Source organism: Rhodobacter sp. SGA-6-6 (assembly GCF_011043545.1).
Lineage (GTDB): Bacteria > Pseudomonadota > Alphaproteobacteria > Rhodobacterales > Rhodobacteraceae > Pseudogemmobacter.
The window spans coordinates 76,141-99,839 of the sequence record NZ_JAAKGP010000004.1 but is presented as its reverse complement, the minus strand read 5'-3'; the positions used below and the strand labels follow the sequence as shown (position 1 = coordinate 99,839).

The window sequence follows — 23,699 nt, the reverse complement described above, 5'->3', positions numbered from 1 at the left end:
CCGTCACCGATGCGGGTCCGGCACCGACGCCCGTTCCCAGCCCTCCGCGAATTCCACCCTCTCGCAGCCGGCGAAGCGGGCCAGCCGCTCCAGCTCGGCCTCCAGCCGGGCCTTGCGCTGCTTGCCCAACTTCTGCCCCGGCTCCGGCCAGTAGGCCGCCACCCGCAGCACCCCCGCATCGCGGAAGGCCTTGGCGTCGATCCGGCCGACGATCCTTGCGCCTTCCAGCACCGGGAAGACGTAATAGCCGAAGACCCGCTTCGGCTCGGGCACGAAGATCTCGATCCGGTAGCGGAAGCCGAACAGATGCTCGGCGCGCTTGCGGTCGCGCAGCGCCGGGTCGAAGGGCGACAGGATGCGCAGCCGCGACGGCGGCTCGGGCGGCACTTCGGCCAGCGTGTCCGGCCAGGCCAGCGCCTTGCGGAGGCTGCCGTCGGCGCCTTCCACGCCCACCTCCACCACGTCGCCCCGGGCCAGCGCCTGTTGCGTCCAGACCTTCGCCTCGATGGGAGAGATCGCCGCCCAATAGGCCGCCAGCTCTCCGCCGGTGGCGAAGCCCAGCCGGTCCAGCGCCGAGCGGCAGGCCCAGTCCACCGTCTCCTCGACCGTGGGCGAGAACGCCCGCGCCGCCGCCGGGATCACCCGTTCGGTCAGGTCATAGACCTTGCGGAAGTTGTCGCGGCGGCTGACCGACAGCTCGCCGACCCGCCACAGGTATTCCAGCGCCGCCTTCGACGGATGCCATTCCCACCAGCCGCCCTTCGACCGCGCCTCGTCCTCGCCGACATCGGCGCTGCTGACCGGGCCGCCGTCGGCGACCCGCTTCAGCACCTCGTCGAATTTCTCGTGGAAGCCGGGTTTCTGCCAGCCGGTCCAGCGTTCGACCAGCCGGTCCCGGTCGCGGGCGAAACGGTGCTTCCAGTGGCCGAAGGTCGCCATCGGCAACACGCTGGCGTCATGCGTCACATGCTCCCACAGCGCGCGGTCGCGGTCGTGCAGCCGGGCCAGCGCCTCGGGGCGGAAACTTCCGCGGCGCGACCACAGGATCATGTTGTGCGCGCGTTCGACGGTGGAGATGCTGTCCAGCTGGACGAAGCCGATGCGGTCGATCAACTCCGCCAGCGCTACGCCCTTCGCCGGCCCCACCGGAGGCCCGGCCAGCGCGTGGCGGTCCAGAAACAGGCGGCGGGCGGTGGCGTTGGGGATCAGCGGCAAGGTCATGCGAAAGTGTTAGCAGCGCGCCGCAAGGAAGAAAAACAAAATGTGAACTTCCTTTCGACCCAAATACTCCCGCCGGAGGCGCAGGCCGGCCAGAGGCGCGGCGGTCAGGCCGGAAGCCCCGCCTCGGCGGCGATCTCCGCCCGGCTTTTCCTTGCCCGTTCGGTGGCGGACTTCAACTGGCCGCAGGCGGCCATGATGTCCTCGCCGCGCGGGGTGCGGATCGGGCTGGCGTAGCCGGCCTTGTAGATGATGTCCGCGAAAGCCTCGATCCGCTCCCAGCTGGAGCGCTGGTAGGGCGACCCGGGCCATTCGTTGAAGGGGATCAGGTTGATCTTGGCCGGGATGCCGGCGATCAGCTTCACCAGCCGGCGGGCGTCGGCGTCGCTGTCGTTCACCCCGTCCAGCATGACGTATTCAAAGGTGATCCGTTCGGAGTTCGACAGTTTCGGATAGTCGCGCAGCGTGTCCAGCAGCGCCTTGATGTTCCAGCGCTTGTTGATCGGCACCAGCCGGTCGCGCACCTCGTCGGTGGTGGCATGGAAGCTGACGGCCAGCTGGCAGCCGATCTCCTCGGCGCAGCGGGCGATCTCCGGCACCACGCCCGAGGTGGACAGGGTGATCCGGCGGCGGCCGAGCGCGATGCCCTCGCCGTCCATCACCACCCGCATCGCGTCGCGCACGGCGTCGAAGTTGTAGAGCGGCTCGCCCATGCCCATCAGCACGATATTGGAGACCAGCCTTTCGCCGGTCGCCCCCTGCCCGGGCTGCGGCCATTCGCCCAGGTCGTCGCGGGCCAGCATCACCTGGCCGACGATCTCGCCGGCGGTCAGGTTGCGCACCAGCTTCTGGGTGCCGGTGTGGCAGAAGGAGCAGGTCAGGGTGCAGCCGACCTGCGACGACACGCACAGGGTGCCGCGGCCTTCCTCGGGGATGTAGACCACCTCGACCTCATGCCCGCCGGCGATGCGGACCAGATACTTGCGGGTGCCGTCGGCGCTGATCTGGCGCGACACCACCTCGGGCACCGCGATCTCGAACCGCTCGGCCAGCAGGGCGCGGTAGTCCTTGGCGAGGTTGGTCATCGCGTGGAAGTCGCGCACGCCCCAGCCGTAGATCCATTGCCAGACCTGCCCGAGCCGCATCTTCGCCTGCTTCTCCGGCGTTCCCGCTTCGATCAGCGCGGCGCGCAGCTGGTCGCGGGTCAGGCCGACGAGGTTGGCCTTGCCGCCTTCGGGCAGCTTGCGCGGAAGAGTGAGGACATCCTGCGTGATGGGCGCAGAGGCTTCGGTCATGGGGCAGATCTTTCGATAAGGGCCTTGTCACAGGCGATCTGGGATGGCGGGGATATAGGCGATTCCCCGGAAAAGCGAAAGCGCCCCGCGAGGGGGCGCCTGCATCAGGGTCCGGGCGGCTTACTTGCAGCGCTTCTCGGCGTCGGTCATCGCGGCGGTGAAGCCGCGCAGGCTGAAGGTGTCCTTGGTCTGGGTGCCCTTGCCCGACCGCGCCTGCACCACCGCCGAAGCGCCGGCCTTCATCGCCTTCAACAGCGCGGCATCGTCCGCGGCGCTGCCCGGCCAGGCCCATTCGCCATCGGTGAACAGCTTGAAGGTGTTGCCGTCCACCGTCACGTCGACGGTCGAGCCCTGGGCGAAGGGATAGCCGCCGGTGAAGCTGATCTCGCCCGGCTTGCCGGGGCGGAAGGTGACGAACATCAGGATATCGCCGCGGCGGACCGAGACGGGCTGGCCGTCGCGGGTGTTCACGGTTTCCTTCGGCTTCGACACACCCCAGCATTCCTTGGGGCTTTCCTCGGTGAAGACGTTCCAGTCCGTCATGGTGGCGACGCGGTTGGTCGATTCCTGCGCCAGCGCCGGCACGGCGACCAAGGCGATGGCGGCGGCGCCAAGGGCGCGGGAAAGGTGGGACATCATCTCTGACGCAGCCTCCAAGCTGTCTTTTGCCTCTGTCAGCCCGCCGCCCCGGCCTTTGGCCTTTTTCGTCTGGCGGGGGCGCTCTGAACCCGATACGCCAGCTTTACGCAAAAAAGCCCTTGTGCGAAAGCCCCCGGGGGAGGGGCCGGGCATAAAATCGCGGATCTGTGAGGGAGGACGGCATGGCAGAGGTGAATCGGGGGGCGGTTCCGGTGGCCGAGCTTTGGCGCGGCGGCGTGCTGGAAGGGGTGCATCTGGGCCACGCGGTGATCTGCGATGCGCAGGGCGTGGTGGAGGCCTGGGGCAACCCCGGGGCGGTGATCTTCCCGCGGTCGTCCTGCAAGATGATCCAGGCCCTGCCGCTGCTGGAGACCGGCGCGGCGGCGGCGCGGGGGCTGACGGACGCCCATCTGGCGCTGGCCTGCGCCAGCCACCAGGGAGCCGCGCTGCATGTGGACATGGCCGGCCGCTGGATCGCCGACCTCGGGCTGACCGAGGCCGACTTGCGCTGCGGCGCGCATGAGCCGATGGACCGCGAGGAACGCGACCGGCTGATCTGCTCGCACGAGAAGCCCTGCCAGCTGCACAACAACTGCTCGGGCAAGCATTCCGGTTTCCTGACGGTGACGCAGCACCTTCGGGCGGGGCCGGAATATGTGGAGATCGACCACCCGCTGCAGAAGGCGATCCGCGCCGCCACCGAGGAGGTGTGCGGCGAGAGCATCGCCGGCTGGGGCGTCGACGGCTGCTCGGCGCCGAATTTCGCGCTGACGCTGGAAGGGCTGGCCCGCGGCATGGCGAAATTCGCCGTGGCGCGGGAAGGCCACGGCGCGCGCGAGGATGCGATGCACCGGCTGGCCCGCGCGATGGGGGCCTACCCCGAGCTGGTGGCGGGCGAGGGCCGGGCCTGCACCGAGCTGATGCGGGCCATGGGCGGCCGCGTGGCGATCAAGACCGGGGCCGAGGCGGTGTTCGTGGCGATCCTGCCGGAAAAGGGCCTCGGCATCGCGCTGAAGGTGGTGGACGGCGCCACCCGCGCCTCGGAGGCGGCCATCGCCCATCTCTTGGTGCGGGCGGGTGTGCTGGAGGCCGGCCATCCGGCCACGGTGAAGCGGCTGAACCCGGTGCAGCGGAACTGGCGCGGGATCGAGACCGGGGTGCTGCGGATCGCGCCGGGGTTCGGCTGAGGCGGACCGGCTTTTCATTCCGGTGTCCACGGTTCATCTGGCGAAGGCGCGTGCCTTCGCCACGGCGCACCATCTCACCGGACAGGCCGGGCCTCCAAGGCCCGGCCTGCGCCCGCCCCGCCCTCGGCGGGCGCTTCTCGCCCGCCGGGTCGGGCGCTGGCCTCTCGGGGTCTCGTGCCGACAGGTCTCCGGTTGACATGTTGCGCACGGGCGGGGGCGAGGCAGTGCCTCGCCTTCTCCCGCCCGGTACAAACCTCTGCCCCGGACGCTGCCCCTCCCTCCTAACGCCCCGGAATCACGGCGCGCTTGATTTGCCGGGCCAAGTGCCGCAAGCTTCCGCCCATGAACATGGAAGCGCCCGTTCCCTTCCCTCTGGGAGAGCGTCAGCCCGAGCAGGTGGTCTTCGACCGGCGGGAGCTTTCGGTGATCCTGCGGCTCTACGGCCAGTTCGTCGCCGCCGGCGAATGGCGCGACTACGGCATGTCCTTCGGCCGCGAGGTGGCGGTCTTCGCCATCTACCGCCGCACCGCCGAAGTGCCGCTCTACCGGATCGAGAAGCGGCCGAAGCTGCGTGACAGGCAGGGAATCTATGCCGTCCTCGGCGCCGAGGGCCAGGTGCTGCGTCGCGGGCAAGAGCTGGAGGCGGTGCTGAAGGTGCTGGAGAAGAAGCTGATCCGTCCGGTGGATTGAGGCGTTGCAGCGGGGGCCAGCCCCCGCACCCCCGGGATATTTATGGCAAGATGAAATCAGGGGCGGCGGCGGGCAACGAGGCCGCCTTCGCCCTGCGCCTCGATCCTTGCCAAGGCCTCGGCCAATCCCTCATAGGCCACCGACATCGTGCCGCCGTTGGCGTGGATGATCCGGTCCGGCGCGGTCATCAGCGCGACATGGCCCTTCCAGAAGATCAGGTCGCCGCGGTGCAGGGGCGCGCCCTCAGGGATCGGTTGCCCGACCGCCTGCTGGAGGTCGCTGTCGCCGGGGCAGGGCAGGCCGGCGGCCAGCAGGGCGGCCTGCGCGAGGCCGGAACAGTCGATCCCCGCCGCGGAATTGCCGCCCCAGTAATAGGGCGTGTGCAGGAACATCTCGGCCACCGCCACCGGGTCCGTCGCATGGTCGCCGATGGGCGCAAGGTGCATCGCCGGGATGTATCCCTCCGGGGTCTGCGCCCATTTGCCCTCGATCCCGGTGACGACCACCCGCGCGCCGAGGTAGAGCGGCATCAGCGCCGGGCTTTGCGCCTTCGGCCCTTCGTAGAGATGCGTCGCCGGGGTCCTGACACGGTGGGTGGGCGCGAAGGCCGGGGCCAGCGCCGCCTCGGGCAGCCAGCCGCAATAGCCGTCCTTCGCCGCCATGACATGGGCATGGCCGTCCTGCCTGTCGATTACCGTGACCGCCTCGCCATGGATCACCTGCCGGTCCCGGGGTCCGTGCGGCCGCGCCAGCAGGTCGGCCAAGGCGGGCGCGACCGAGGCAGGTTCGCCCTCGGTCAAGGGCGCGTCGATCCGGCCCTTCAGCGAGACATGGGCGACGCGGCCGGAGAAGGGGGTGGTGCGGCGGTCCATCCTCACAGCTCCAGCATCGCCGGCAGCGCGCCGAGGATCGCCCGCGCGCCCTGTCCCGCGCCGCCCTTCGGCCGGGCCGGGGCCTCGTTCGGGGTGTGGCCGTAGATGTCGAAATGCATGTAGCGCGGGTGGTCGGCGAAGCGGCGCAGGAACAGCGCGGCGGTGATCGACCCGGCGAAGCCGTAGCCCGGGGCGTTGTCGAGGTCGGCGATGCCCGGCTCGATCACCGCGTCGTAGGGATCGTGGAAGGGCAGCCGCCAGACCGGATCGAAGCCCGCCCTTGCGCCCGCCTCCAGCGCCTGCGCCATGCCCTCGTCGTCGGTGTAATAGGGGGCGAGGTCGGGCCCGACCGCCACCCGCGCCGCGCCGGTCAGGGTGGCCATCGAGATCAGCGCGTCGCAGCCGTCCTCAACGGCCAGCGCCAGCGCGTCGGCCAGCACCAGCCGCCCCTCGGCATCGGTGTCGTTGACCTCGACGGTCAGGCCCTTGCGGCTGGTCAGGATGTCCTTCGGCTTCTGCGCATTGCCCGCGATCACGTTCTCCACCGCCGGGATCAGCACCCGCAGCCGCAGCGGCAGGCGCAGCGCCATGATCATCTGCGCCAGACCCAGCACGGTGGCCGCCCCGCCCATGTCCTTCTTCATCAGGCTCATGCCCGAGGAGGGCTTGATGTTCAGCCCGCCGGTGTCGAAGCAGACGCCCTTGCCGACCAGCGTCAGCCGGGGGCCGGTATCGCCCCAGCTCAGGTCGATCAGCCGCGTCGCGCGGGGGGAGGCGCGGCCGACGGCGTGGATCATCGGGAAGTTCTTCGCCAGCAGGTCGTCGCCGGCGGTGACTTTCACCGTGGCGCCATGGGCGGCAGCAAGGTCGCGGGCGGCCTGTTCCAGCTCCGCCGGCCCCATGTCCTGTGCGGGCGTGTTGATCAGGTCGCGGGTCAGGAACTCGCCCGCCGCCATCGCCTCGATCCGGGCGGCGTCCACCCCGGCCGGGGCCTTGATCCGCGGCCCGGGCTTCGCCGCCTTGCCGGGGCGGTAGCGGTCGAAGCGGTAAGAGGACAGCAGCGCCGCCAGCGCCGCCTCGTCGGCCTGTTCCGGGGTCAGCGGGCCGTCCAGATGCCAGTCGCCCGGCGGCAGGGCCGCAAAGGCGCGGGCGAGGCCGAAGCGGCTGCGGCGGCGGGCCTTGTCGGTGCCGAGGCCGGCGACGGCGCCAGAGAGGCCATCGGGGCCGGGCAGCAGGATCAACTCGCCCAAAGCCGCCTCGAACCCGGCGGCGCGCAGCCATCCGGCATGGGGGCTGGCGGCGAGGAAGGCATCCAGCCCCTCGGAACCGATGATGTGCAGCGGCAGCGAGGGCGCGTCGGGCGGGGCGAAAGCGGGGGTCATGCAGGCATCCGTTGATCTGGGGACGCCCGGACCCTAGAGCCTGTCCGACAAAAGTGGAATCCGGTTTTGTCGGAAAGACAGGCGACCACCATGAAGACAGCGCAGCGCCGCCGCCCGCGCCATGGGGTCGGATGCCCCCGTCACCCCGACAGGCCGGCGAAGTCCTTGTCGGTGGCCAGCGACCGCTCCGCCACCCGCAACAGCCGCGCCCAGACCGCGGTGAAGGCGGTGCCGTCGCAGCGGTCCAGGCAGATGCGGGCGTCCTGCGCCACCGCCGACAGGCTGATCATCCCCAGGTTCTCGGCCATCCTCTGCAGCTTCTTCAGCTGCCGCGGCAGGTCGGCCAGTTCCACCGCCTTCACCTGCGCGGCCAGTCCGGCCATGGCCAGCGCCAGTTCTCCCAAGGCCCGCGTCACCATCTGCTCGGCCGCCGCGGTGCCGAGATTGCGGTAGATCGCGGCGATCGCCTCGCCGTCCTGACGCACCCGCTCGCGCAGGGGCAGGGCCGTTACGTTTTCCATGGTCTTTCCCACACTTGCCGTCTTCACACCCGCCGCCATCATCTCCGCCCGTGCTTTATGCTTCCTTACGGGCCGCGGCCCGGCGGGCGATTTTGCCTCTCGAATTTTCTGCGAATGCGGCATAGATGACGGGCAACCGCGACGGAGGTCCCATGGAGTTCGCCCGCCCCCTTCCCACGTATCTGGTGCAGCGTTTCCACGGCTGGAAGGCCACCACCTATCAGGACAACCGCGCCTGGTTCCGCCGGCTGGCCGAAAGCGGCCAGCATCCGCGGGCGATGGTGATCTCCTGCTGCGATTCGCGGGTGCATGTCACCTCGATCTTCGGGGCCGACGAGGGCGAGTTCTTCATCCACCGCAACATCGCCAGCCTGGTGCCGCCCTATACCCCGGACGGCCAGAACCACGGCACCTCGGCCACGGTGGAATTCGCCGTCACCTCGCTGGGGGTGGCGCATATCGTGGTGCTGGGGCATTCCAACTGCGGCGGGGTCAAGGGCTGCCACGACATGTGCCGCGGCCTCGCGCCCGAGCTGGAGCAGAAGACCAGCTTCGTCGGCCGCTGGATGGACATCCTGCGCCCGGGGTTCGAGAAGGTGTCCTCGCTGCCCGACGACCAGATCCTGCAGGCGCTGGAGAAGCAGGCGGTGCTGACCAGCCTGGAGAACCTGATGACCTTCCCCTTCGTCAAGGCGGCGGTGGAGGGCGAGCGCCTGACGCTGCACGGCCTCTGGACCGACACCGGCGAGGGCGGGCTGGAGCAATACGACCCGGCGAAGGGCCGTTTCGTGCCGGTGTAGGGGCGGGGCCCGGAAGCCGCCCGACCAGCGCCCCGGACCGGCCGCAATCCTGCGGCAGGACTCGCGCAAAAGTTGCGAGTGTCGCATGACCCTGTTCCGCCTTCTTCCGCTGCTCCTGCTGCCCCTGTTCCTTTCCGCCTGCGACGAGCGGTGGGGCTGGCGGCAGAAGGTGACCGTCACCGTCGAGACGCCCGAGGGCGAGCGGGTCGGCGAAAGCGTGCTGGCGGGCAGCCTGCGCCATAGCGACAGCGCCATCCCCGAGGCACGCGGCGCCTTCTTCTACCTGCGCGGCGAGGCGGTGGTGGTCGAGGTCGCCCCCGGCAGATACCTCTTCGCCCTGCTGAACGGGATGCCGACGCCCTTCCCGGTGTTCTTCCCTGGCGAGGCCCCGGTCGAGATGGCCGGCCGGCTGGAGGACCTGCGCGAGAGCCGCGAGGTGCCGCCTGACCTCTACCCGCTGCTGGTGACCTTCGACGATGTGGCGGACCCGAAGACGGTGCGGCGGGTGGAGCCCTCGGACCTTGTGGCCAGCTTCGGGCCGGGGGTGGCGCTGACATCGGTGACGCTGGAGATCACCGACGAGGCGGTGACGGAGGGAAGGGTGGAGGAGGTGCTGGGATGGATTTCGGACAAGACCTATCGGACGAATCCCGTGTGGGCGTCACTTCCCAGCCTGCTGCAGGAAACGATATCGGGATTGGTGAAAGGTTGAGGGCATCGGAGGAAAGTCTCCAAGGAGTGGTCTCTTGCCACTTCCACGGCGCTTCCACCTCCCCCGCTAACACCACCCACCTTGCCGACAAGGTGCGGCGGGGTGAACCCCGCCCTACATCCACCCCGCCGTCATGTGCCGCTTGCGGGCGTAGCCGGGCAGGCGGGTGACGGTGAAGCCGGCCTCGGTGAGGGCGCGGCGGACGGCTCCGGCGGCGGTGTAGGTGGCGAAGCTGCCGCCCGGCGCGGTGTGGCGGGCGACCTCGGCCATCAGCCCGGGCGACCAGAGTTCGGGGTTCTTCGCCGGCGAGAAACCGTCGAGGAACCAGGCCTCGGCTTGCTCCTGCCAGCGCGGCAGGGTGTCGCGGGCGTCGCCGGGGATCACGGTCAGCCGTAGCCCGGGCAGGGCGATCTCCGCGGCCCCCGTGTCCCATTGCCGCAGCAGTTCGTCGGAGATCGCGGCGGTCTCCGGGAAGGCGGCATGGGCGCGGGCCATGTCCTCCGTCGTCATCGGAAAAGCCTCGAAACTGGTGAAGCGCAGGGTGCCCGGTGCGCCCATCCGCTGCCACAGCAGCGCGGTGGCCAAGAGGTTCAGCCCGGTGCCGAAGCCGAGTTCGGCGATGTGGAAGCCGTCGCGCAGCCGCTGCTCCAGCCGGTTGCCGGACAGGAAGACATGGCGGGTCTCCTCCAGCCCGCCGGCCAACGAGAAATAGGGGTCGTCGAAGGCGCGCGACACCGGGATACCGTCGCGCCAGTCGAGATCGGGTGCTTGCGGGGAAGGCGGCATGGGGCGTAGTCCTTTCGCCCGTGAATGGACGCGGGGGCGGCGGATGGCAAGGGTGGACGTGACAGTGCGCGGCGCGGGCGTGTTCGGCCTGTCGGTCGCCTGGGCCTGCGCCCGGCGCGGGGCGAAGATGCGGGTGATCGCGGCCGAGGGGCTGGGCACCGGCGCCTCCGCCGGGCTGGTCGGCGCTTTGGCTCCGCATGTGCCCGAGGCCTGGAATACGCTGAAGCAGTTCCAGCTGGACAGCCTGCTGATGGCGGAGGGCTGGTGGCAGGCGGTGCGGCAGGCGGGCGGGGTGGACCCGGGCTACCTGCGCTCGGGCCGGGTGCAGCCCTTGGCCGATGCGGCGGCGGTGGAGCTGGCGCGGGCGCGGGCGGCGGGGGCCGCGGCGCATTGGGGCAAGGCGGCGGAGTGGCGGGTGGAACCGGCCACCGGCGGGGAATGGGAGCCGGTCTCGCCGAGCGGCTGGCTGTTGCGCGACACGCTCACCGCCCGGCTGTCGCCCCGCGGTGCGGGCCGGGCGCTGACGGCAGCGCTGCGGGCAAGTGGCGCCGAGGTGGTGGAGGGCGAGGGGGCGGAGGAGGGCCTCGTTGTCCACGCCACCGGTTGGCAGGGCCTGCTGGCGCTGTCCGACTGGTTCGGGCGAAAACTGGGCGGCGGGGTGAAGGGGCAGGCAGCCTCCCTTCGTTTCGCCGCGCAGGACCTGCCGCAGATCTACGCCGGCGGCTTGCACATCGTCCCCCATGCCGACGGCACCGTGGCGGTCGGCTCGACCAGCGAGAGCGACTGGCAATCCGAAGCCCCCGACGGGCAGGTGGAGACGCTGATCGCCCGCGCCCGCGCGGTGCTGCCCTGTCTTGCGGCGGCCGAGGTGGTGGAGCGTTGGGCCGGCATCCGCCCCCGCGCCGCCAGCCGCCAGCCTTTGCTGGGCGCCTGGCCCGGCCGGCCCGGGCATTTCATCGCCAATGGCGGCTTCAAGATCGGCTTCGGCCTGGCCCCCGGGGTGGCGGAGGCGATGGCCGGGCTGCTGCTGGAGGGACGGGACGACCTGCCCGAGGCATTCCGGCCGGAAACCCTGCTCGGGTCCTGACGCCGGTCTCCCGGCGGATCGCGGCGGATGCCTCCGGCGGGGATATTTGCTGTCCAGAAAGAGGGCAAATACCACCCTCTCCTCTTTCTGGACTTAAATATCCTCAGGGGGTTTGGGGGCAGAATGCCCCCATCAGTCCGACAGCAGCTGTGGAGAGACTCCGCCAGCCGCAACGACAAGACCTGCCGCGGCAGCGGCGCCTTCGGTCCCCGCTTCGGGCTTGCGGGCGGGCAGGCGCGAAGGCTAGACCTTTCCCATGAGCATTCTCCCTTCCCCTCCCCGCTGGATCGCCGCCGACTGGGGCACCTCGAACCTGCGGGTGCGGGCGGTCGGCCCCGGAGGGCAGGTGCTGGCCGAGGCGGAGTCGGAGGAGGGCATGGGCAGCCTGGCGCCCGAAGCCTTCGAGCCGGCGCTGCTGCGGCTGGTCGGCCCCTGGCTCGGCCCCGGCGTCACGCCGGTGCTGGCGGCGGGGATGGTCGGCGCAAGGCAGGGCTGGGTCGAGGCGCCCTACCGCGCCGTCCCCTGCGCGCCGCTGGCCGCCGGCGGGCTGGTCCGGGCGCCCGCGCGCGACCCGCGGATCGCGGTCTTCATCGCCCCGGGGCTTTCCCAGGCGAAACCCGCCGATGTCATGCGCGGCGAAGAAACCCAGATCGCCGGGGCGCTGGCCCTGCACCCGGATTTCGATGGTGTTTTCTGCCTGCCAGGCACCCATTCCAAATGGGCCCGGGTCAGCGCGGGCGAGGTGGTCGGCTTCCAGACCTACATGACCGGCGAACTCTTCGCCCTGCTCTCGCGCCAGTCGGTGCTGCGCCACAGCCTGGGCGGCGAGGAGACCGACGAGGCCGCCTTCGACGAGGCGCTGTCCGATGCGCTGTCGCGGCCCGAACGGGGGGCGGCGAAGCTGTTCTCGATCCGCGCCGAAAGCCTGCTGACCGGACTGGCGCCCGCCGCGGCACGGGGCAGGCTGTCGGGTCTGCTGATCGGGATGGAACTGGCCGGCGCGCGGCCCTGGTGGCTGGGGCAGCGGGTGATGCTGATCGGCTCCCCCGGCCTTTGCGCCGCCTATGCCCGCGCGCTGGCGGCGCAGGGCAACCCGGCCGAAACCCTGCCCGCCGCCGCGTGCAGCCTTGCCGGCCTTGCCACCCTCCTGCCCGGGATAGAGCCATGACCCACCGACCGCTGATCGCCATCCTGCGCGGCCTGACCCCGGCCGAGGCCCTGCCGGTGGCCGGGGCGCTGGTGGAGGCCGGGATCACCCGGATCGAGGTGCCGCTGAACTCGCCGCAGCCCTTCGCCTCGATCGGGGCGATGGCGCGGGACTTCGGCGACCGGGCGCAGATCGGCGCCGGGACGGTGCTGACGCCGCAGGACGTGCGGGCGGTGGCCGAGGCCGGCGGGACGCTGGTGGTCTCGCCCGACGCCAACCCCGAGGTGATCGCCGAGACCCGGCGGCTGGGGATGGAAAGCTGGCCCGGGGTGATGACCCCGACCGAATGCTTCGCCGCGTTGCGGGCCGGGGCGACCGGGCTGAAGCTGTTCCCCGGTTCCCTGATCGGGCCGGAGGGGCTGAGGGCGATCCGGGCGGTGCTGCCGAAGGGGACACAGGTCTATGCCGTCGGCGGCGCGGGGCCGGCGAATTTCGCGCAGTGGATTGCCGCCGGGGCGGATGGCTTCGGCATCGGCACGGCGCTTTACAGCCCGGGCCTGCCGGCCGCGGAGATCGCCGTCCGCGCGAAGGAGATCGTCTCCGCCTGGGGGGCCGCCCGATGATCTTCGATCCCCGCCCCTGCGAGTTGGGAGAAGGGCCGTTCTGGCACCCGGAGCGCGGGCAATTGTTCTGGTTCGACATCCTGCACTGCCGGCTGCTGTCGCAGGGCCCGGCGGGGGGCGAGGAATGGGTCTTCCCCGAGATGGTCTCGGCCGCCGGCTGGATCTCGCGCGACGAATTGGTGATCGCGGGGGAGGGCGGGCTTTTCCGCTTCGACCTTGCCTCCGGGCGGCGCGAGCGGCTGGCAACGGTGGAGGCCGGGTTCGGCACCCGGTCGAACGACGGCCGCGCCGACCGGCAGGGCGGGTTCTGGTGGAGTACCATGGGCAAGCGCGGCGGCGAGGACCCCGGCAAGGGCGCGGTCTGGCGCTGGTATCGCGGCGAGGTCCGCTGCCTGTTTCCCGGGCTGACCATCCCGAATTCAATCTGCTTCACCCCGGACGGCCGCTTCGCGCATTTCTCCGACACCGCGGCGCAGCGGGTGATGCAGGTGGCGCTGGATGCCGAGGGCTGGCCGGCGGCGGAGCCGGAGCTGTTCCTGGACCTCTCGGTTGAGGATCTCAACCCCGACGGCGCGGTGATCGACGCCGAGGGGGCGATGTGGCAGGCGCAATGGGGCGCGGGCCGGGTGGCGGCCTACGGCCCTGACGGCCGTTTCCTGCGGGCGGTGGAGGTGGGGGCGCCGCATAGCTCCTGCCCGGCCTTCGGCGGCCCGGGGCTGGACCGGATGTTCGTCACCACCGCGCGGGAGGGGATGTCGCCGGCGGCGCTGGCGGCCTGCCCGGATGCCGGCAAGGTCTTCGCCCTGCCGGGCGTGTCTCGCGGGCTGCCGGAGCCGCGGGTTCTGGTCTGATCCAAATGGAGCGGCTGCCGCCGCAAGCCTTGTCGTGGCGGCTGGCGGAGTCTCCCTTGGCCGCTGTCGGCCGATGGGGGCATTCTGCCCCCAAACCCCCTGAGGATATTTGTGGCAGGTGAATTTCAAGAAGAGAGCCTCTTTCCATTCACCTGCCCCAAATATCCCCGCCGGAGGCGAAGGTCGGAGACGGGCGCTGCCGATGCAGGGGCGGGAGCCGGTCAGGCCCCCAGCCGCACCGTTCCGATCACCGGCAGGAAGGCCGCGGCATTGGGGCCGAGGTGGAGGGTGGGGCCGTCCAGATGGGCGGAAAGCGAGGGGCCTTCGGGCGGGGCCGCCCCTTCCACCGTCACCGCCGTTGCCGCCGGGGAGAGGTTGAACACGCAGAGCAGCGCCCCCGGCCCCTCGCCGCGCTGGAAGGCCAGAACCGGGCCGGGGCTGTCGAAAAACCGGGTCCGGCCGGATTTCAGCGCCTCGGAGCCTTGGCGGTATGCCAGCATCGCCCGATAGTGCTCCAGCACCGAACCCTGCCGTCCCTCCTGTCCCGCCACGTTCCGCGCCCGTTGCGGCGGCTTGACCGGCAGCCAGGGCTTGCCGGTGGTGAAGCCGCCCTGATCCGACCCGTCCCAGACCATCGGCGTCCGCGTCCCGTCCCGGCCCATCGGCGCGGGCCAGAAGGCGATGCCCTGCGGGTCGGTCAGCTCGCCGAAGGCGAGGTCGGTGTCGGTCTGGCCCAGTTCCTCGCCCTGCCAGAGGCAGATCGAGCCCTCGAAGGACAAGAGCAGCGCCGCCGCCTGCTTCGCCAGCGCCTCCGGGCTGGCGCCGTGCTTCGCCCAGCGTCCGGCGTGGCGCGGCACGTCGTGGTTGGAGAAGGCCCACATCGGCCAGCCCTGCGGCGCGCCGGCGAAGAAGCCCTCGATCCGGCTGCGGAAGAAGGCGGGGGAGAAGTCGTTGCCCAGCATCTCGAAGCTGTAGCATTGCTGCAGCCGGCCGGGGGCGGTGTAGTCGCCCATCATGCGGATGGCGTGGTGGGATTCGCCCATCTCGCCCACTGCCGCCGCGCCGTATTCGTCCAGCACGCCGCGGATGCGCTCCAGCCAGGCCAGGTTCTCGGGCCGGTTCTTGTCGAAGAGGTGGTATTGCATCCCGTAGGGATTGTCCTCGGGCTTGGTCTTCACCCGGTAGTCGGCCGGGTTGTCGCGGAAGAGCGGGTCGTGGAAGAAGTAGTTCACCGTGTCCAGCCGGAAGCCGTTCACCCCGCGGTCCAGCCAGAAGCGCAGGGTGGACAGCGCCCAGTCCTGCACCTCGGGGTTGTGGTAGTTGAAGTCGGGCTGGCTGCTCAGGAAGTTGTGCAGGTAGAACTGGTGGCGGCGGGCGTCCCAGGTCCAGGCCGGGCCGCCGAAGACGGAAAGCCAGTTGCTGGGCGGGGTGCCGTCGTGGCGCGGGTCGGCCCAGACATACCAGTCGGCCCTGGGTCCCGTCCGCGCGGCGCGGCTTTCGGCGAAGAAGGGGTGCCGGTCCGACGAATGGCTCAGCACCTGGTCGATGATCACCTTCAGGCCAAGGGCATGGGCCCGCGCCACCAGCGCGTCGAAATCGGCCAGGGTGCCGAAGACCGGGTCGACGTCGCAATAGTCGCTGACGTCGTAGCCCATGTCCTTCATCGGGCTGCGGAAGAAGGGCGACAGCCAGATGCAGTCCACCCCCAGCCCGGCCAGATAGGGCAGCCGCGCGGCGATGCCCTTCAGGTCGCCCACCCCGTCGCCGTCGCTGTCCTGGAACGACCGCGGATAGACCTGATAGGTCACCGCCCCCTTCCACCACTCCGCCATGCCTGCCCCCTTCGCGCCCTCCGCCCTTCCTAGCCGCCGCCTTGCGGGCCGCAAGGGGCAAGCGGGCGCGCGGGGCGGAACCGATGATTGTCTGCATCACAATTCTGCATTTGACCATTCCGGCGGGGGGCTGCACCTTCCGCCCCGCGCGACGGATTTTCGCCGAAAATCCGTATCCGGCGCCCGGCAGGAGATGTCCGATGCAGAGCAAGGCCCCGCTTTTCACCCCGGTGCTGATCGCCGGATCGGTGATCCTGATGCTGGGCTTCGCCATCCGCGCCAGCTTCGGCGTGTTCCAGATTCCCATCGCCGAGGGTTTCGGCTGGGCCCGGGCCGAGTTTAGCCTGGCCATCGCCATCCAGAACCTGGCCTGGGGCATCGGCCAGCCGCTGTTCGGCATGGTGGCCGAGCGTTTCGGCGACCGGAAGGCCATCGTGGCCGGGGCGCTGATGTATGCGGCGGGGCTGGTGCTGTCGTCCTTCGCGGTGACGCCGGGGCAGCATCAGCTGCTGGAGATCCTGGTCGGCTTCGGCATCGCCGGCACCGGCTTCGGGGTGATCCTGGCCATCGTCGGCCGTGCCGCAGCGCCCGAGCATCGCAGCATGGCCTTGGGCATCGGCACCGCCGCCGGCTCGGCCGGGCAGGTGATCGGCGCGCCTTTCGCCGAGCTGCTGCTGCAGCACATGCCATGGCAGTCGGTGTTCCTGGTCTTCGCCGCGATCATCCTGTGCAGTCTGTTCGCGCTGCCCTTCATCCGCTCGCCCAGGCTGGCCTCGCGGCAGGAGCTGGAGGAGAGCATGGGGCAGGTGCTGGTCAAGGCGATCCGCGACCCTTCCTATACGCTGATCTTCCTGGGCTTCTTCTCCTGCGGCTACCAGCTGGCCTTCATCACCGCCCATTTCCCCGCCTTCGTGACCGAGCTTTGCGGTCCGATCGACCCCGGCGGGATGCTGAGCATGATCGGCATCACCGCGACCTCGACGCTGGGCGCGGTCTCCATCGCGGTGATCGGGGTGTTCAACATTGTCGGCACGGTGCTCGCAGGCTGGCTGGGCAAGCGCTACACCAAGAAATACCTGCTGGCGGCGATCTACACCGGGCGGACGCTGGCGGCGGCGGTGTTCATCCTGTTGCCGATCACGCCGGCCTCGGTGCTGGTGTTCTCGGCGGTGATGGGGGCCTTGTGGCTGGCGACGGTGCCGCTGACCTCGGGCTTGGTCGCGCATATCTACGGCATCCGCTACATGGGCACGCTTTACGGCTTCGTCTTCCTGAGCCACCAGATCGGCGGCTTCCTGGGGGTCTGGCTGGGCGGCAAGCTCTACGACCTGAACGGGGATTACACGCTGGTCTGGTGGATCGGCGTCGGCGTGGGCGCCTTCTCGGCGCTGGTGCATCTGCCGGTGCGGGAGCGGCCGCTGATGGCGCAGGCGGCTTGAGGGGCGCCTCGTTCTTTCCCGCGCTTCTCTGGCGAAGGCCATCGCCTTCGCCACGGCGCAACGGTTCAACCATCCCGGCCGGGACCACAAGTCCCGGCCAGCGCCCGCCCCGCCCTCGGCGGGCGCTTCTCGCCCGCCGGGTCGGGCGCTGGCCTCTCGTAGTTTCGCGTGACCGATGTCTCCGGGTGCCGCTGCTGCGCACGGGCGGGGGCGAGGCAGTGCCTCGCCTGATCCCGCCCGGCCGGGTCGTGGCGAGTTCCGATCCCGCCTGAACGAGGTGTCGCTTTCCGGCAAGCATCCCGCCCGGGCGCCGCTAGCCTCACCCCATGGCACGCAAGAGAATCCGCACCCTCCGCGCAACCGATTACACCCATCTGGCCAACCCCTTCGCGCCGCAGCCGCTGTGGCCCGAGGAACGGGTGGCCCGGCTGCACGAGGCGGCGCTGGAGGTGCTGCGCGACCTCGGCCTGCGCATCCTTCTGCCCGAGGCGCGCGAGATCCTTGCCGCCGCCGGGGCGCGGGTGCAGGAGGACATGGTCTTCATCGGCCTCGAGATCGTCGCCGAGGCGCTGCGCACCGCGCCGCGCTCCTGGCGGCTGATGGCGGCCAACCCGGCCCGCGCCCGCGACTATGCCCCCGGGCAGGTGCTGTTCGGCCCCGGCTCCGGCTGTCCCAACGTGACCGACCGGCGGCGCGGCCGCCGCCCCGGAAGCCTGGAGGCGTTCCACGAGACGTTGATCCTCCAGCAGCATTTCGACGTGATCCATTTTCTCGGCTCCGCCGCCGAGCCGCAGGACATCCCGCCGCATCTGCGCCACTACGCGATGACCCGCGGCCAGATGGTCCATTCCGACAAGCCGATGTTCGTCTTCTCCCGCGGCCGCGGCCAGGTGGAGGACTGCTTCGAGATGATCCGCACCGGCCTTGACCTGTCCGAGGACGACTGGCGGGCGGGCAGCTGGTGTTACACGGTGATCAACTCCAACTCGCCGCGGATGCTCGACAAGCCGATGGCGCAGGGGGTGATCGACTTCGCCCGCGCCGGGCAGATGGCGGTGATCACGCCGTTCTGCCTTGCCGGCGCCATGGCCCCGGTCACCGTGGCCGGCGCGCTGGTGCTGCAACATGCCGAGGCGCTGGCGGGGATCGTGCTGTCGCAGATGGCGAAGCCGGGGGCGCCGGTCAGCTATGGCGGCTTCTCCTCCAACGTCGACCTGAAGTCGGGCGCCCCGGCCTTCGGCACGCCCGAGCATCTGAAGATGCAGCTGGGCAGCGGCCAGCTGGCCCGGCACATCGGGCTGCCCTGGCGCTCGGCCTCGGGCTCGGCCTCGAACACCGCCGACATGCAGGGCGCGCAGGAGACCGACCATGCCCTTTGGGGCGCGATGCTGGCGCAGGCGACCATGGTGCTGCACGCCGCCGGCTGGCTGGAGGGCGGGCTGACCTTCGGCTACGAGAAGTTCGTCAACGACATCGAGACGCTGCAGGTGCTGGCCGAGATGTGCCGCCCCACCGGCGCGGAAGAGCCGGACCTGGCGCTGGAGGCGCTGGCCGAGGTGGCCCCCGGCGGGCATTTCTTCGCCGCCGCCCATACGATGGAACGCTACGAGGGCGCCTTCTACGCGCCGCTGCTGGCCGACCTGACCAACCACGGCACCTGGGAGGCCGCAGGGGCGCAGGGGTCCGACCAGCGCGCCACCGCGGTCTGGCAGCACATCCTGGCCGAGGCGCAGCCCCCGGCCGGCGCGGCGGAGGCGGAGGAACGGCTCGCCCCTCTGATCGCCCGCCGCACCGCCGAGGGCGGCGCGCCGCCGCTGGACTAGGGTGCGGAGCCGGAGCCGCTTCTTTCGTGCGATGGAGACATCGGCACAAAAGCCTTTCGCCGCCATTGGGAATGGAGTGCCTGCGCGCAACGCCGGATTGAAGTCCCGGCCGGGTTAACAGCGGCGCCAGCCGCCCCGGCCAGCGCCCGACCGCCCACCGGGCGGGCGCTTCCGCGCCGTTGGTCTCCGCTCCACCCGGGGAGAGGCCGCACCATAAAGCGCTGTCCGCGCACCGTTGGCAGCGCCCACCCGCGGTCGGGCGCCGGCCTCCGTTGCGCGGATGGCCACATTCTCCGGGCGGGCCTTCCCGCCCCGCCCTAATCCCTGATCGGCACCACCACCAGCACCTGCAGGTCACGCTCCGGGGTGTAGTCGGTCTTCTCCACCACGAAGGTGGTCGGCCCGGTCTTCCTCACCCCCTCCGCGCAAAGCGAGATCACGTTCTCCGCCGCGCCCTTGTCCAGCGTCAGGCGGAACTTGCCGATGGGTCCGGCCCAGCTGTTCGCGGTGCGCAGGACGTAGGAGATGTTGAAGGCGGTGCCGTAGTTGCCGGACTCCGGGTCCGGCTGTTCCAGCGCCTTGAGGATGGCCTTCGAGGTGCCCTGGTCGATGCAATACATCTCGCGCAGGTAGTGCTGCCAGTCCTCGGGCGGCTCGGACCAGTAGAACAGCCCGCCCGGCGGCAGGTTCAGGTAGTCGTGGTGCACCCGCACCTCCTGCCCGGCCGGGAAGGTCTGGGTCCAGTGGTAGCGGGTGACGATGGACCAGGCGGCCCAGACCTCCGCGGGGAGGCCCGCGGCCGGATCGGCGGGAATGTATTCCGCCAGCCCGAGTGCGGAGACCTCGGCCTGCTGCTCGGGGCCAAGCGCCATCAGCGCCGCGCGCAGGGTCTCCACCTCCAGCGTCAGCGGCAGGCCCAGCCGGTCCAGATCGGCGGTCACCTCGCGGCCCGGGTTGTCGTATTGCGCCGAGGGCGGACGGTTCTCGTCCCAGGGCTCCTCCAGCACGGCGATGCGGTCGATCTTCACCGCCACCGGCAGGCCGTCCACCGTGGCGGTGAATTCCACCAGGTTGTCGCGGGTCAGGTCCTCGGGCAGGTTCATCATCCCCTCGTAGCCGGACCAGACCGGGACCGGGGGAAGGGGGAAGATCACCTCGCCGGTGATATCGGCATCGGTGGTGTTGCGGAAGAGGTAGTCGACCGAGACCTTCCCGGGGCTGATGAACAGGTCTTCCTCCAGCATCGCCACAGCATCGGTCCGGCCGAAGGTCAGCCCGGTGGCGGAGAGGCCGCCCCAGCCGTCGTTGGCCGCGGCAGGCAGGGACAGTGCGAAAAGCGCGGCGAGGGCGGGCAAGGGGCGCATGGAAACTCCTGTGGGGCAATGCCGCCGCATCTGAGGCCCTCGCCCGGATTCGCGCAAGGCCGGCAAAGCCTGCCCCGGACGCCCGCGATGGCCCCGGCCCCTTGCACCTGCCCGCCCGGCGGGCGACAAGGTCCGGCCGAACGGAGGTTTCCCATGCGCGCCGGCATCGCCACGCTGATCCTCAGCTATGTCCTCAGCCAGTTCTACCGCGCCTTCCTTGCGGTGCTGACGCCCTGGCTGGAGGCCGACCTCGGCGCAAGCAAGCAGGATCTCGCCTCGGCCTCGGGCTGGTGGTTCCTGGCCTTCGCGCTGACGCAGCTGCCGGTGGGGGCGGCCTTCGACCGGATCGGCCCGCGGCGGACCACCGCGGCCTGCCTGGCGGCGACGACGCTGGGCGCCGCGGTCTTCGCCACTGCCGCCGGGCCGGGTCAGATCAAGCTGGCGATGGCGCTGATCGGCCTGGGCTGCGCGCCGATCCTGATGGCCAGCTATTTCATCTATGCCCGCCAGTTCCCGGCGGCGCTGTTCGGTACGCTGGCCGGGATGACGGTGGGGATCGGCTCGCTGGGCGACATCCTCGGCTCCTTGCCGCTGGCGATGGCGGCCGAGGCCTTCGGCTGGCGCAATGCCATCTGGGCGGTGGCGGCGGTGACCGCGGCGGCGGCGGCCGGGGTCTTCCTGCTGGTGCGCGACCCCGAGCGGCTGGAGACCAAGGGCGCCGGATCGGTCTGGACCGTGCTCGCCACGCCGCAGATCTGGCCGGTGCTGGCGATGATGCTGGTCTGCTATGCCGCGCCCTCGGCGCTGCGGGGGCTGTGGCTCGGCCCCTATTTCCACGACGTCTGGGGCTTCGACCGGGCCGAGATCGGCTGGGTCGGCATGGCGATGGGGCTGGGGCTGGTGACGGGCAGCCTGCTGATCGGGCCGGTGGGCCGGTTGCTCGGCACGATCAAATGGGTGGTCTTCGGGTCCAACCTGATCATGCTGGCGGCGGTGGCGGCGCTGTGGCTGCTGCCCTTCGGCGGGGCGATGGCTCCGGCGGTGCTGTTCGTGCTGATCGGGGTGTTCGGATCGACCTTCCCGATGGTCACCGCCCATGCCCGCGGCTTCATCCCCGCCGCGGTGATGGGGCGCGGGGTGACCATGGTCAACCTCTGCGGCATGATCACCGTCGGGCTGGCGCAGCAGGTGACCGGCCGCCTGCACGCCGGGCTGGAGGGCGCGGCCGATCCCGCCACGCCCTTCCTTGCCGTCTTCGGCTATTTCGCCCTGACCACCGCCGCCGGGCTGGCGGTCTACCTGTTCTCGCGCGAGCGCCGGCCCTGACCAGGCCGCGCCGACAATTCCGCTTTCCCCCCCTTGGGCTTTAGGCTAACAGGCCCCGTCCCCGAAGGGCGGGGACGGATCAGGAGATACCCCGATGGGCTACAAGGTCGTCGTCGCGGGTGCCACGGGCAACGTGGGCCGCGAAATGCTGAACATCCTCGCCGAGCGCGAGTTTCCGGTGGACGAGATCGCCGTGCTGGCGTCGCGCAAGTCCCTCGGCACCGAAGTCAGCTTTGGCGACAAGACCCTGAAGACCAAGGACCTGGCCACCTTCGACTTCACCGGCTGGGACATCGCGCTCTTCGCCGTGGGCTCCGGCCCGACCAAGGAATATGCGCCCAAGGCCGCGGCGGCGGGTTGCATCGTGATCGACAACTCCTCGCTCTACCGCTACGACCCGGACATTCCGCTGATCGTGCCCGAGGTGAACGCCGAGGCGATCCACGGCTATGCCAAGCGCAACATCATCGCCAACCCCAACTGCTCGACCGCGCAGATGGTGGTGGCGCTGAAGCCGCTGCACGACCGGGCGAAGATCAAGCGGGTGGTGGTGTCGACCTACCAGTCGGTCTCGGGCGCCGGCAAGGAAGGCATGGACGAGCTGTGGGAGCAGACCAAGGCGGTCTACAACCCGGTGCAGGAGGTGCCCCCGGCGAAGTTCTCCAAGCAGATCGCCTTCAACGTGATCCCGCATATCGACGTGTTCCTGGACTCGGGCGAGACCAAGGAAGAATGGAAGATGGTGGCCGAGACCAAGAAGATCCTCGACCCCTCGATCAAGGTGACGGCCACCTGTGTGCGGGTGCCGGTCTTCGTCGGCCACAGCGAGTCGATCAACATCGAGACCGAGGATTACCTGGACTGGCAGGAGGCGCAGGACATCCTGCGCGAGGCGCCGGGGGTGATGCTGGTCGACAAGCGCGAGGCCGGGGGCTACGTCACGCCCATCGAATGCGTCGGCGAATACGCCACCTACATCAGCCGGGTGCGGCAGGACAGCACGGTGGAGAACGGGCTGAACCTGTGGTGCGTTTCCGACAACCTGCGCAAGGGCGCGGCGCTGAACGCGGTGCAGATCGCCGAGGTGCTGGGGCAAAGGGTGCTGAAGAAGGGTTAACCCTTCTTTCATCACGGCTTCGATAGGGTCTCGGCCATGGCCGAGACCCTTTTCCATTGCGACGATGCACTGTGGCACAGGTTCGCCACCCTGTGCCGGGCGCGGGACGAAACCCCCGGCGCGACCTCCCCCCTCCTCCCCCTCAACGACGGCCGCCAGATGCCGCAGCTCGGCTTCGGCCTCTGGCAGGTGCCTGCTGCCACGACAGCCGCCACCACCGCCACCGCCCTGCGCCTCGGCTACCGGCTGGTCGACGGCGCCGCCGCCTACCGGAACGAGGAGGGTCAGGGTGCAGGCCTCCGCGCCTCCGGCCTGCCGCGCGATGAGGTCTTCGTCACCACCAAGATCTGGAACAGCGATCAGGGCTTCGACAAGGCCCTGCGCGCCGCCGAGGCCAGCCTTGCCCGCCTCGGCCTCGACCATGTCGACCTCCTGCTGATCCACTGGCCCTGCCCCTCCCGCGACCTCTACACAGACACCTGGCGCGCGCTGATCCGCCTGCGCGACGAGGGCCGCGCCCGCTCCATCGGCGTGTCGAACTTCAACGAGCCGCATCTGCAGCGGATCATCGGCGAGACCGGGGTCGTGCCCGCGGTCAACCAGATCGAGATCAACCCCCGCCTGCAGCAACCCGCCCTGCGCGCCTTCCACCGCGCCCATGGCATCGTCACCCAGAGCTGGACACCGCTCGGCGGCGGCCACAGCTTCGCCGCCCCGCCGGTCATCGCCGCTGCCGCCCGCACCGGCCGCAGCCCGGCGCAGGTCATCCTGCGCTGGCATATCCAGATCGGCGCCTCGGTCATCCCCCGGTCCACCCGCGAGGCCGGGCTGGCCGAGAATTTGAACCTCTTCGACTTCACGCTGACGCCGGGGGAAATGGCCGCCATCGCCACGCTGGACGAAGCCAGCCGAACCGGCCCCGATCCGGCGGCCTTCGAGATGCAGTAACCCCCTGCAACGCATCCCGCGCGCCGGTCCTTGGGCCGGG

At 70.4% G+C, this 23,699-nt stretch carries 22 protein-coding genes; 13 read left to right on the top strand and 9 right to left on the bottom strand.

Features of this window, described 5'->3' with window-relative positions:
* Window positions 1–3: 3 nt before the first annotated feature.
* The 3 genes from G5B31_RS09475 to G5B31_RS09465 all read right to left on the bottom strand — a co-directional run bounded on the left by G5B31_RS09475 (window position 4) and on the right by G5B31_RS09465 (window position 3,152).
* On the bottom strand, window positions 4–1,221 hold the full coding sequence (locus G5B31_RS09475) for a winged helix-turn-helix domain-containing protein (protein ID WP_165016560.1): 1,218 nt from the start codon (window positions 1,219–1,221) through the stop codon (window positions 4–6).
* A gap of 104 nt (window positions 1,222–1,325) precedes the next feature.
* The gene (gene rlmN / locus G5B31_RS09470; protein ID WP_165016558.1) at window positions 1,326–2,513 is read right to left on the bottom strand and encodes a 23S rRNA (adenine(2503)-C(2))-methyltransferase RlmN; all 1,188 of its coding nucleotides are present in this window, start codon (window positions 2,511–2,513) and stop codon (window positions 1,326–1,328) included.
* 120 nt (window positions 2,514–2,633) lie between these two features.
* Complete coding sequence (locus tag G5B31_RS09465; protein ID WP_165016556.1) at window positions 2,634–3,152, bottom strand: invasion associated locus B family protein; 519 nt, start codon at window positions 3,150–3,152, stop codon at window positions 2,634–2,636.
* Between the two features lie 182 nt (window positions 3,153–3,334).
* Here G5B31_RS09465 and G5B31_RS09460 point away from each other — a divergent pair, with 182 nt between their 5' ends.
* Both G5B31_RS09460 and G5B31_RS09455 read left to right on the top strand, forming a co-directional pair.
* Entirely contained in the window at window positions 3,335–4,339 is a 1,005-nt protein-coding gene (locus G5B31_RS09460; RefSeq protein WP_165016554.1) for an asparaginase, read from the top strand.
* A 348-nt stretch (window positions 4,340–4,687) separates the two neighbouring features.
* On the top strand, window positions 4,688–5,029 hold the full coding sequence (locus tag G5B31_RS09455; RefSeq protein WP_394352126.1) for a DUF2794 domain-containing protein: 342 nt from the start codon (window positions 4,688–4,690) through the stop codon (window positions 5,027–5,029).
* A 56-nt stretch (window positions 5,030–5,085) separates the two neighbouring features.
* Here the strand turns inward: G5B31_RS09455 and G5B31_RS09450 are convergent, their stop codons facing one another.
* The 3 genes from G5B31_RS09450 to G5B31_RS09440 all read right to left on the bottom strand — a co-directional run bounded on the left by G5B31_RS09450 (window position 5,086) and on the right by G5B31_RS09440 (window position 7,804).
* The gene (locus G5B31_RS09450) at window positions 5,086–5,901 is read right to left on the bottom strand and encodes an NlpC/P60 family protein (RefSeq protein WP_165016550.1); all 816 of its coding nucleotides are present in this window, start codon (window positions 5,899–5,901) and stop codon (window positions 5,086–5,088) included.
* A 2-nt stretch (window positions 5,902–5,903) separates the two neighbouring features.
* A complete protein-coding gene (locus G5B31_RS09445) occupies window positions 5,904–7,283 on the bottom strand; it encodes a M17 family metallopeptidase (RefSeq protein WP_165016548.1) in 1,380 nt (459 codons plus the stop codon).
* Window positions 7,284–7,423: 140 nt separating this feature from the next.
* On the bottom strand, window positions 7,424–7,804 hold the full coding sequence (locus G5B31_RS09440; protein WP_165016546.1) for a hypothetical protein: 381 nt from the start codon (window positions 7,802–7,804) through the stop codon (window positions 7,424–7,426).
* A gap of 152 nt (window positions 7,805–7,956) precedes the next feature.
* On the opposite strand from G5B31_RS09440, the gene G5B31_RS09435 reads away from it, so the two are divergent.
* Both G5B31_RS09435 and G5B31_RS09430 read left to right on the top strand, forming a co-directional pair.
* A complete protein-coding gene (locus G5B31_RS09435) occupies window positions 7,957–8,604 on the top strand; it encodes a carbonic anhydrase (RefSeq protein WP_165016544.1) in 648 nt (215 codons plus the stop codon).
* Between the two features lie 85 nt (window positions 8,605–8,689).
* Window positions 8,690–9,316, top strand: a complete 627-nt coding sequence (locus G5B31_RS09430) for a hypothetical protein (RefSeq protein ID WP_165016542.1) — start codon at window positions 8,690–8,692, stop codon at window positions 9,314–9,316.
* Between the two features lie 114 nt (window positions 9,317–9,430).
* On the opposite strand, the gene mnmD is transcribed toward G5B31_RS09430, so the two are convergent.
* A complete protein-coding gene (mnmD, locus tag G5B31_RS09425; protein WP_165016540.1) occupies window positions 9,431–10,102 on the bottom strand; it encodes a tRNA (5-methylaminomethyl-2-thiouridine)(34)-methyltransferase MnmD in 672 nt (223 codons plus the stop codon).
* A 43-nt stretch (window positions 10,103–10,145) separates the two neighbouring features.
* Here mnmD and G5B31_RS09420 point away from each other — a divergent pair, with 43 nt between their 5' ends.
* The 4 genes from G5B31_RS09420 to G5B31_RS09405 all read left to right on the top strand — a co-directional run bounded on the left by G5B31_RS09420 (window position 10,146) and on the right by G5B31_RS09405 (window position 13,810).
* Entirely contained in the window at window positions 10,146–11,189 is a 1,044-nt protein-coding gene (locus G5B31_RS09420; RefSeq protein WP_165016538.1) for an FAD-binding oxidoreductase, read from the top strand.
* 256 nt (window positions 11,190–11,445) lie between these two features.
* Window positions 11,446–12,357, top strand: coding sequence for a 2-dehydro-3-deoxygalactonokinase (locus G5B31_RS09415; RefSeq protein WP_165016536.1), 912 nt, complete (start codon window positions 11,446–11,448; stop codon window positions 12,355–12,357).
* Complete coding sequence (locus G5B31_RS09410; protein ID WP_165016534.1) at window positions 12,354–12,959, top strand: 2-dehydro-3-deoxy-6-phosphogalactonate aldolase; 606 nt, start codon at window positions 12,354–12,356, stop codon at window positions 12,957–12,959. The genes G5B31_RS09415 and G5B31_RS09410 overlap by 4 nt, the downstream gene beginning before the upstream one ends.
* Entirely contained in the window at window positions 12,956–13,810 is an 855-nt protein-coding gene (locus G5B31_RS09405) for an SMP-30/gluconolactonase/LRE family protein (RefSeq protein WP_165016532.1), read from the top strand. The genes G5B31_RS09410 and G5B31_RS09405 overlap by 4 nt, the downstream gene beginning before the upstream one ends.
* A gap of 221 nt (window positions 13,811–14,031) precedes the next feature.
* Here the strand turns inward: G5B31_RS09405 and G5B31_RS09400 are convergent, their stop codons facing one another.
* Window positions 14,032–15,642, bottom strand: coding sequence for an alpha-amylase family glycosyl hydrolase (locus G5B31_RS09400; RefSeq protein WP_165016529.1), 1,611 nt, complete (start codon window positions 15,640–15,642; stop codon window positions 14,032–14,034).
* A 200-nt stretch (window positions 15,643–15,842) separates the two neighbouring features.
* On the opposite strand from G5B31_RS09400, the gene G5B31_RS09395 reads away from it, so the two are divergent.
* Together G5B31_RS09395 and G5B31_RS09390 are read left to right on the top strand one after the other, a co-directional pair.
* Window positions 15,843–17,081, top strand: coding sequence for an MFS transporter (locus G5B31_RS09395; RefSeq protein ID WP_165016526.1), 1,239 nt, complete (start codon window positions 15,843–15,845; stop codon window positions 17,079–17,081).
* A gap of 326 nt (window positions 17,082–17,407) precedes the next feature.
* Complete coding sequence (locus G5B31_RS09390; protein WP_165016523.1) at window positions 17,408–18,904, top strand: trimethylamine methyltransferase family protein; 1,497 nt, start codon at window positions 17,408–17,410, stop codon at window positions 18,902–18,904.
* A gap of 317 nt (window positions 18,905–19,221) precedes the next feature.
* On the opposite strand, the gene G5B31_RS09385 is transcribed toward G5B31_RS09390, so the two are convergent.
* Window positions 19,222–20,268 (bottom strand): DUF4424 family protein, encoded by a 1,047-nt coding sequence (locus G5B31_RS09385; RefSeq protein WP_165016520.1) that lies wholly within the window; start codon window positions 20,266–20,268, stop codon window positions 19,222–19,224.
* Between the two features lie 153 nt (window positions 20,269–20,421).
* Here G5B31_RS09385 and G5B31_RS09380 point away from each other — a divergent pair, with 153 nt between their 5' ends.
* The 3 genes from G5B31_RS09380 to G5B31_RS09370 all read left to right on the top strand — a co-directional run bounded on the left by G5B31_RS09380 (window position 20,422) and on the right by G5B31_RS09370 (window position 23,659).
* Window positions 20,422–21,594 (top strand): MFS transporter, encoded by a 1,173-nt coding sequence (locus tag G5B31_RS09380; RefSeq protein WP_165016517.1) that lies wholly within the window; start codon window positions 20,422–20,424, stop codon window positions 21,592–21,594.
* A gap of 94 nt (window positions 21,595–21,688) precedes the next feature.
* On the top strand, window positions 21,689–22,711 hold the full coding sequence (locus tag G5B31_RS09375; protein ID WP_165016514.1) for an aspartate-semialdehyde dehydrogenase: 1,023 nt from the start codon (window positions 21,689–21,691) through the stop codon (window positions 22,709–22,711).
* Window positions 22,712–22,870: 159 nt separating this feature from the next.
* Window positions 22,871–23,659: an aldo/keto reductase gene (locus G5B31_RS09370; RefSeq protein WP_346763904.1), complete on the top strand. Its 789-nt coding sequence runs from the start codon at window positions 22,871–22,873 to the stop codon at window positions 23,657–23,659.
* Window positions 23,660–23,699 lie beyond the last annotated feature (40 nt).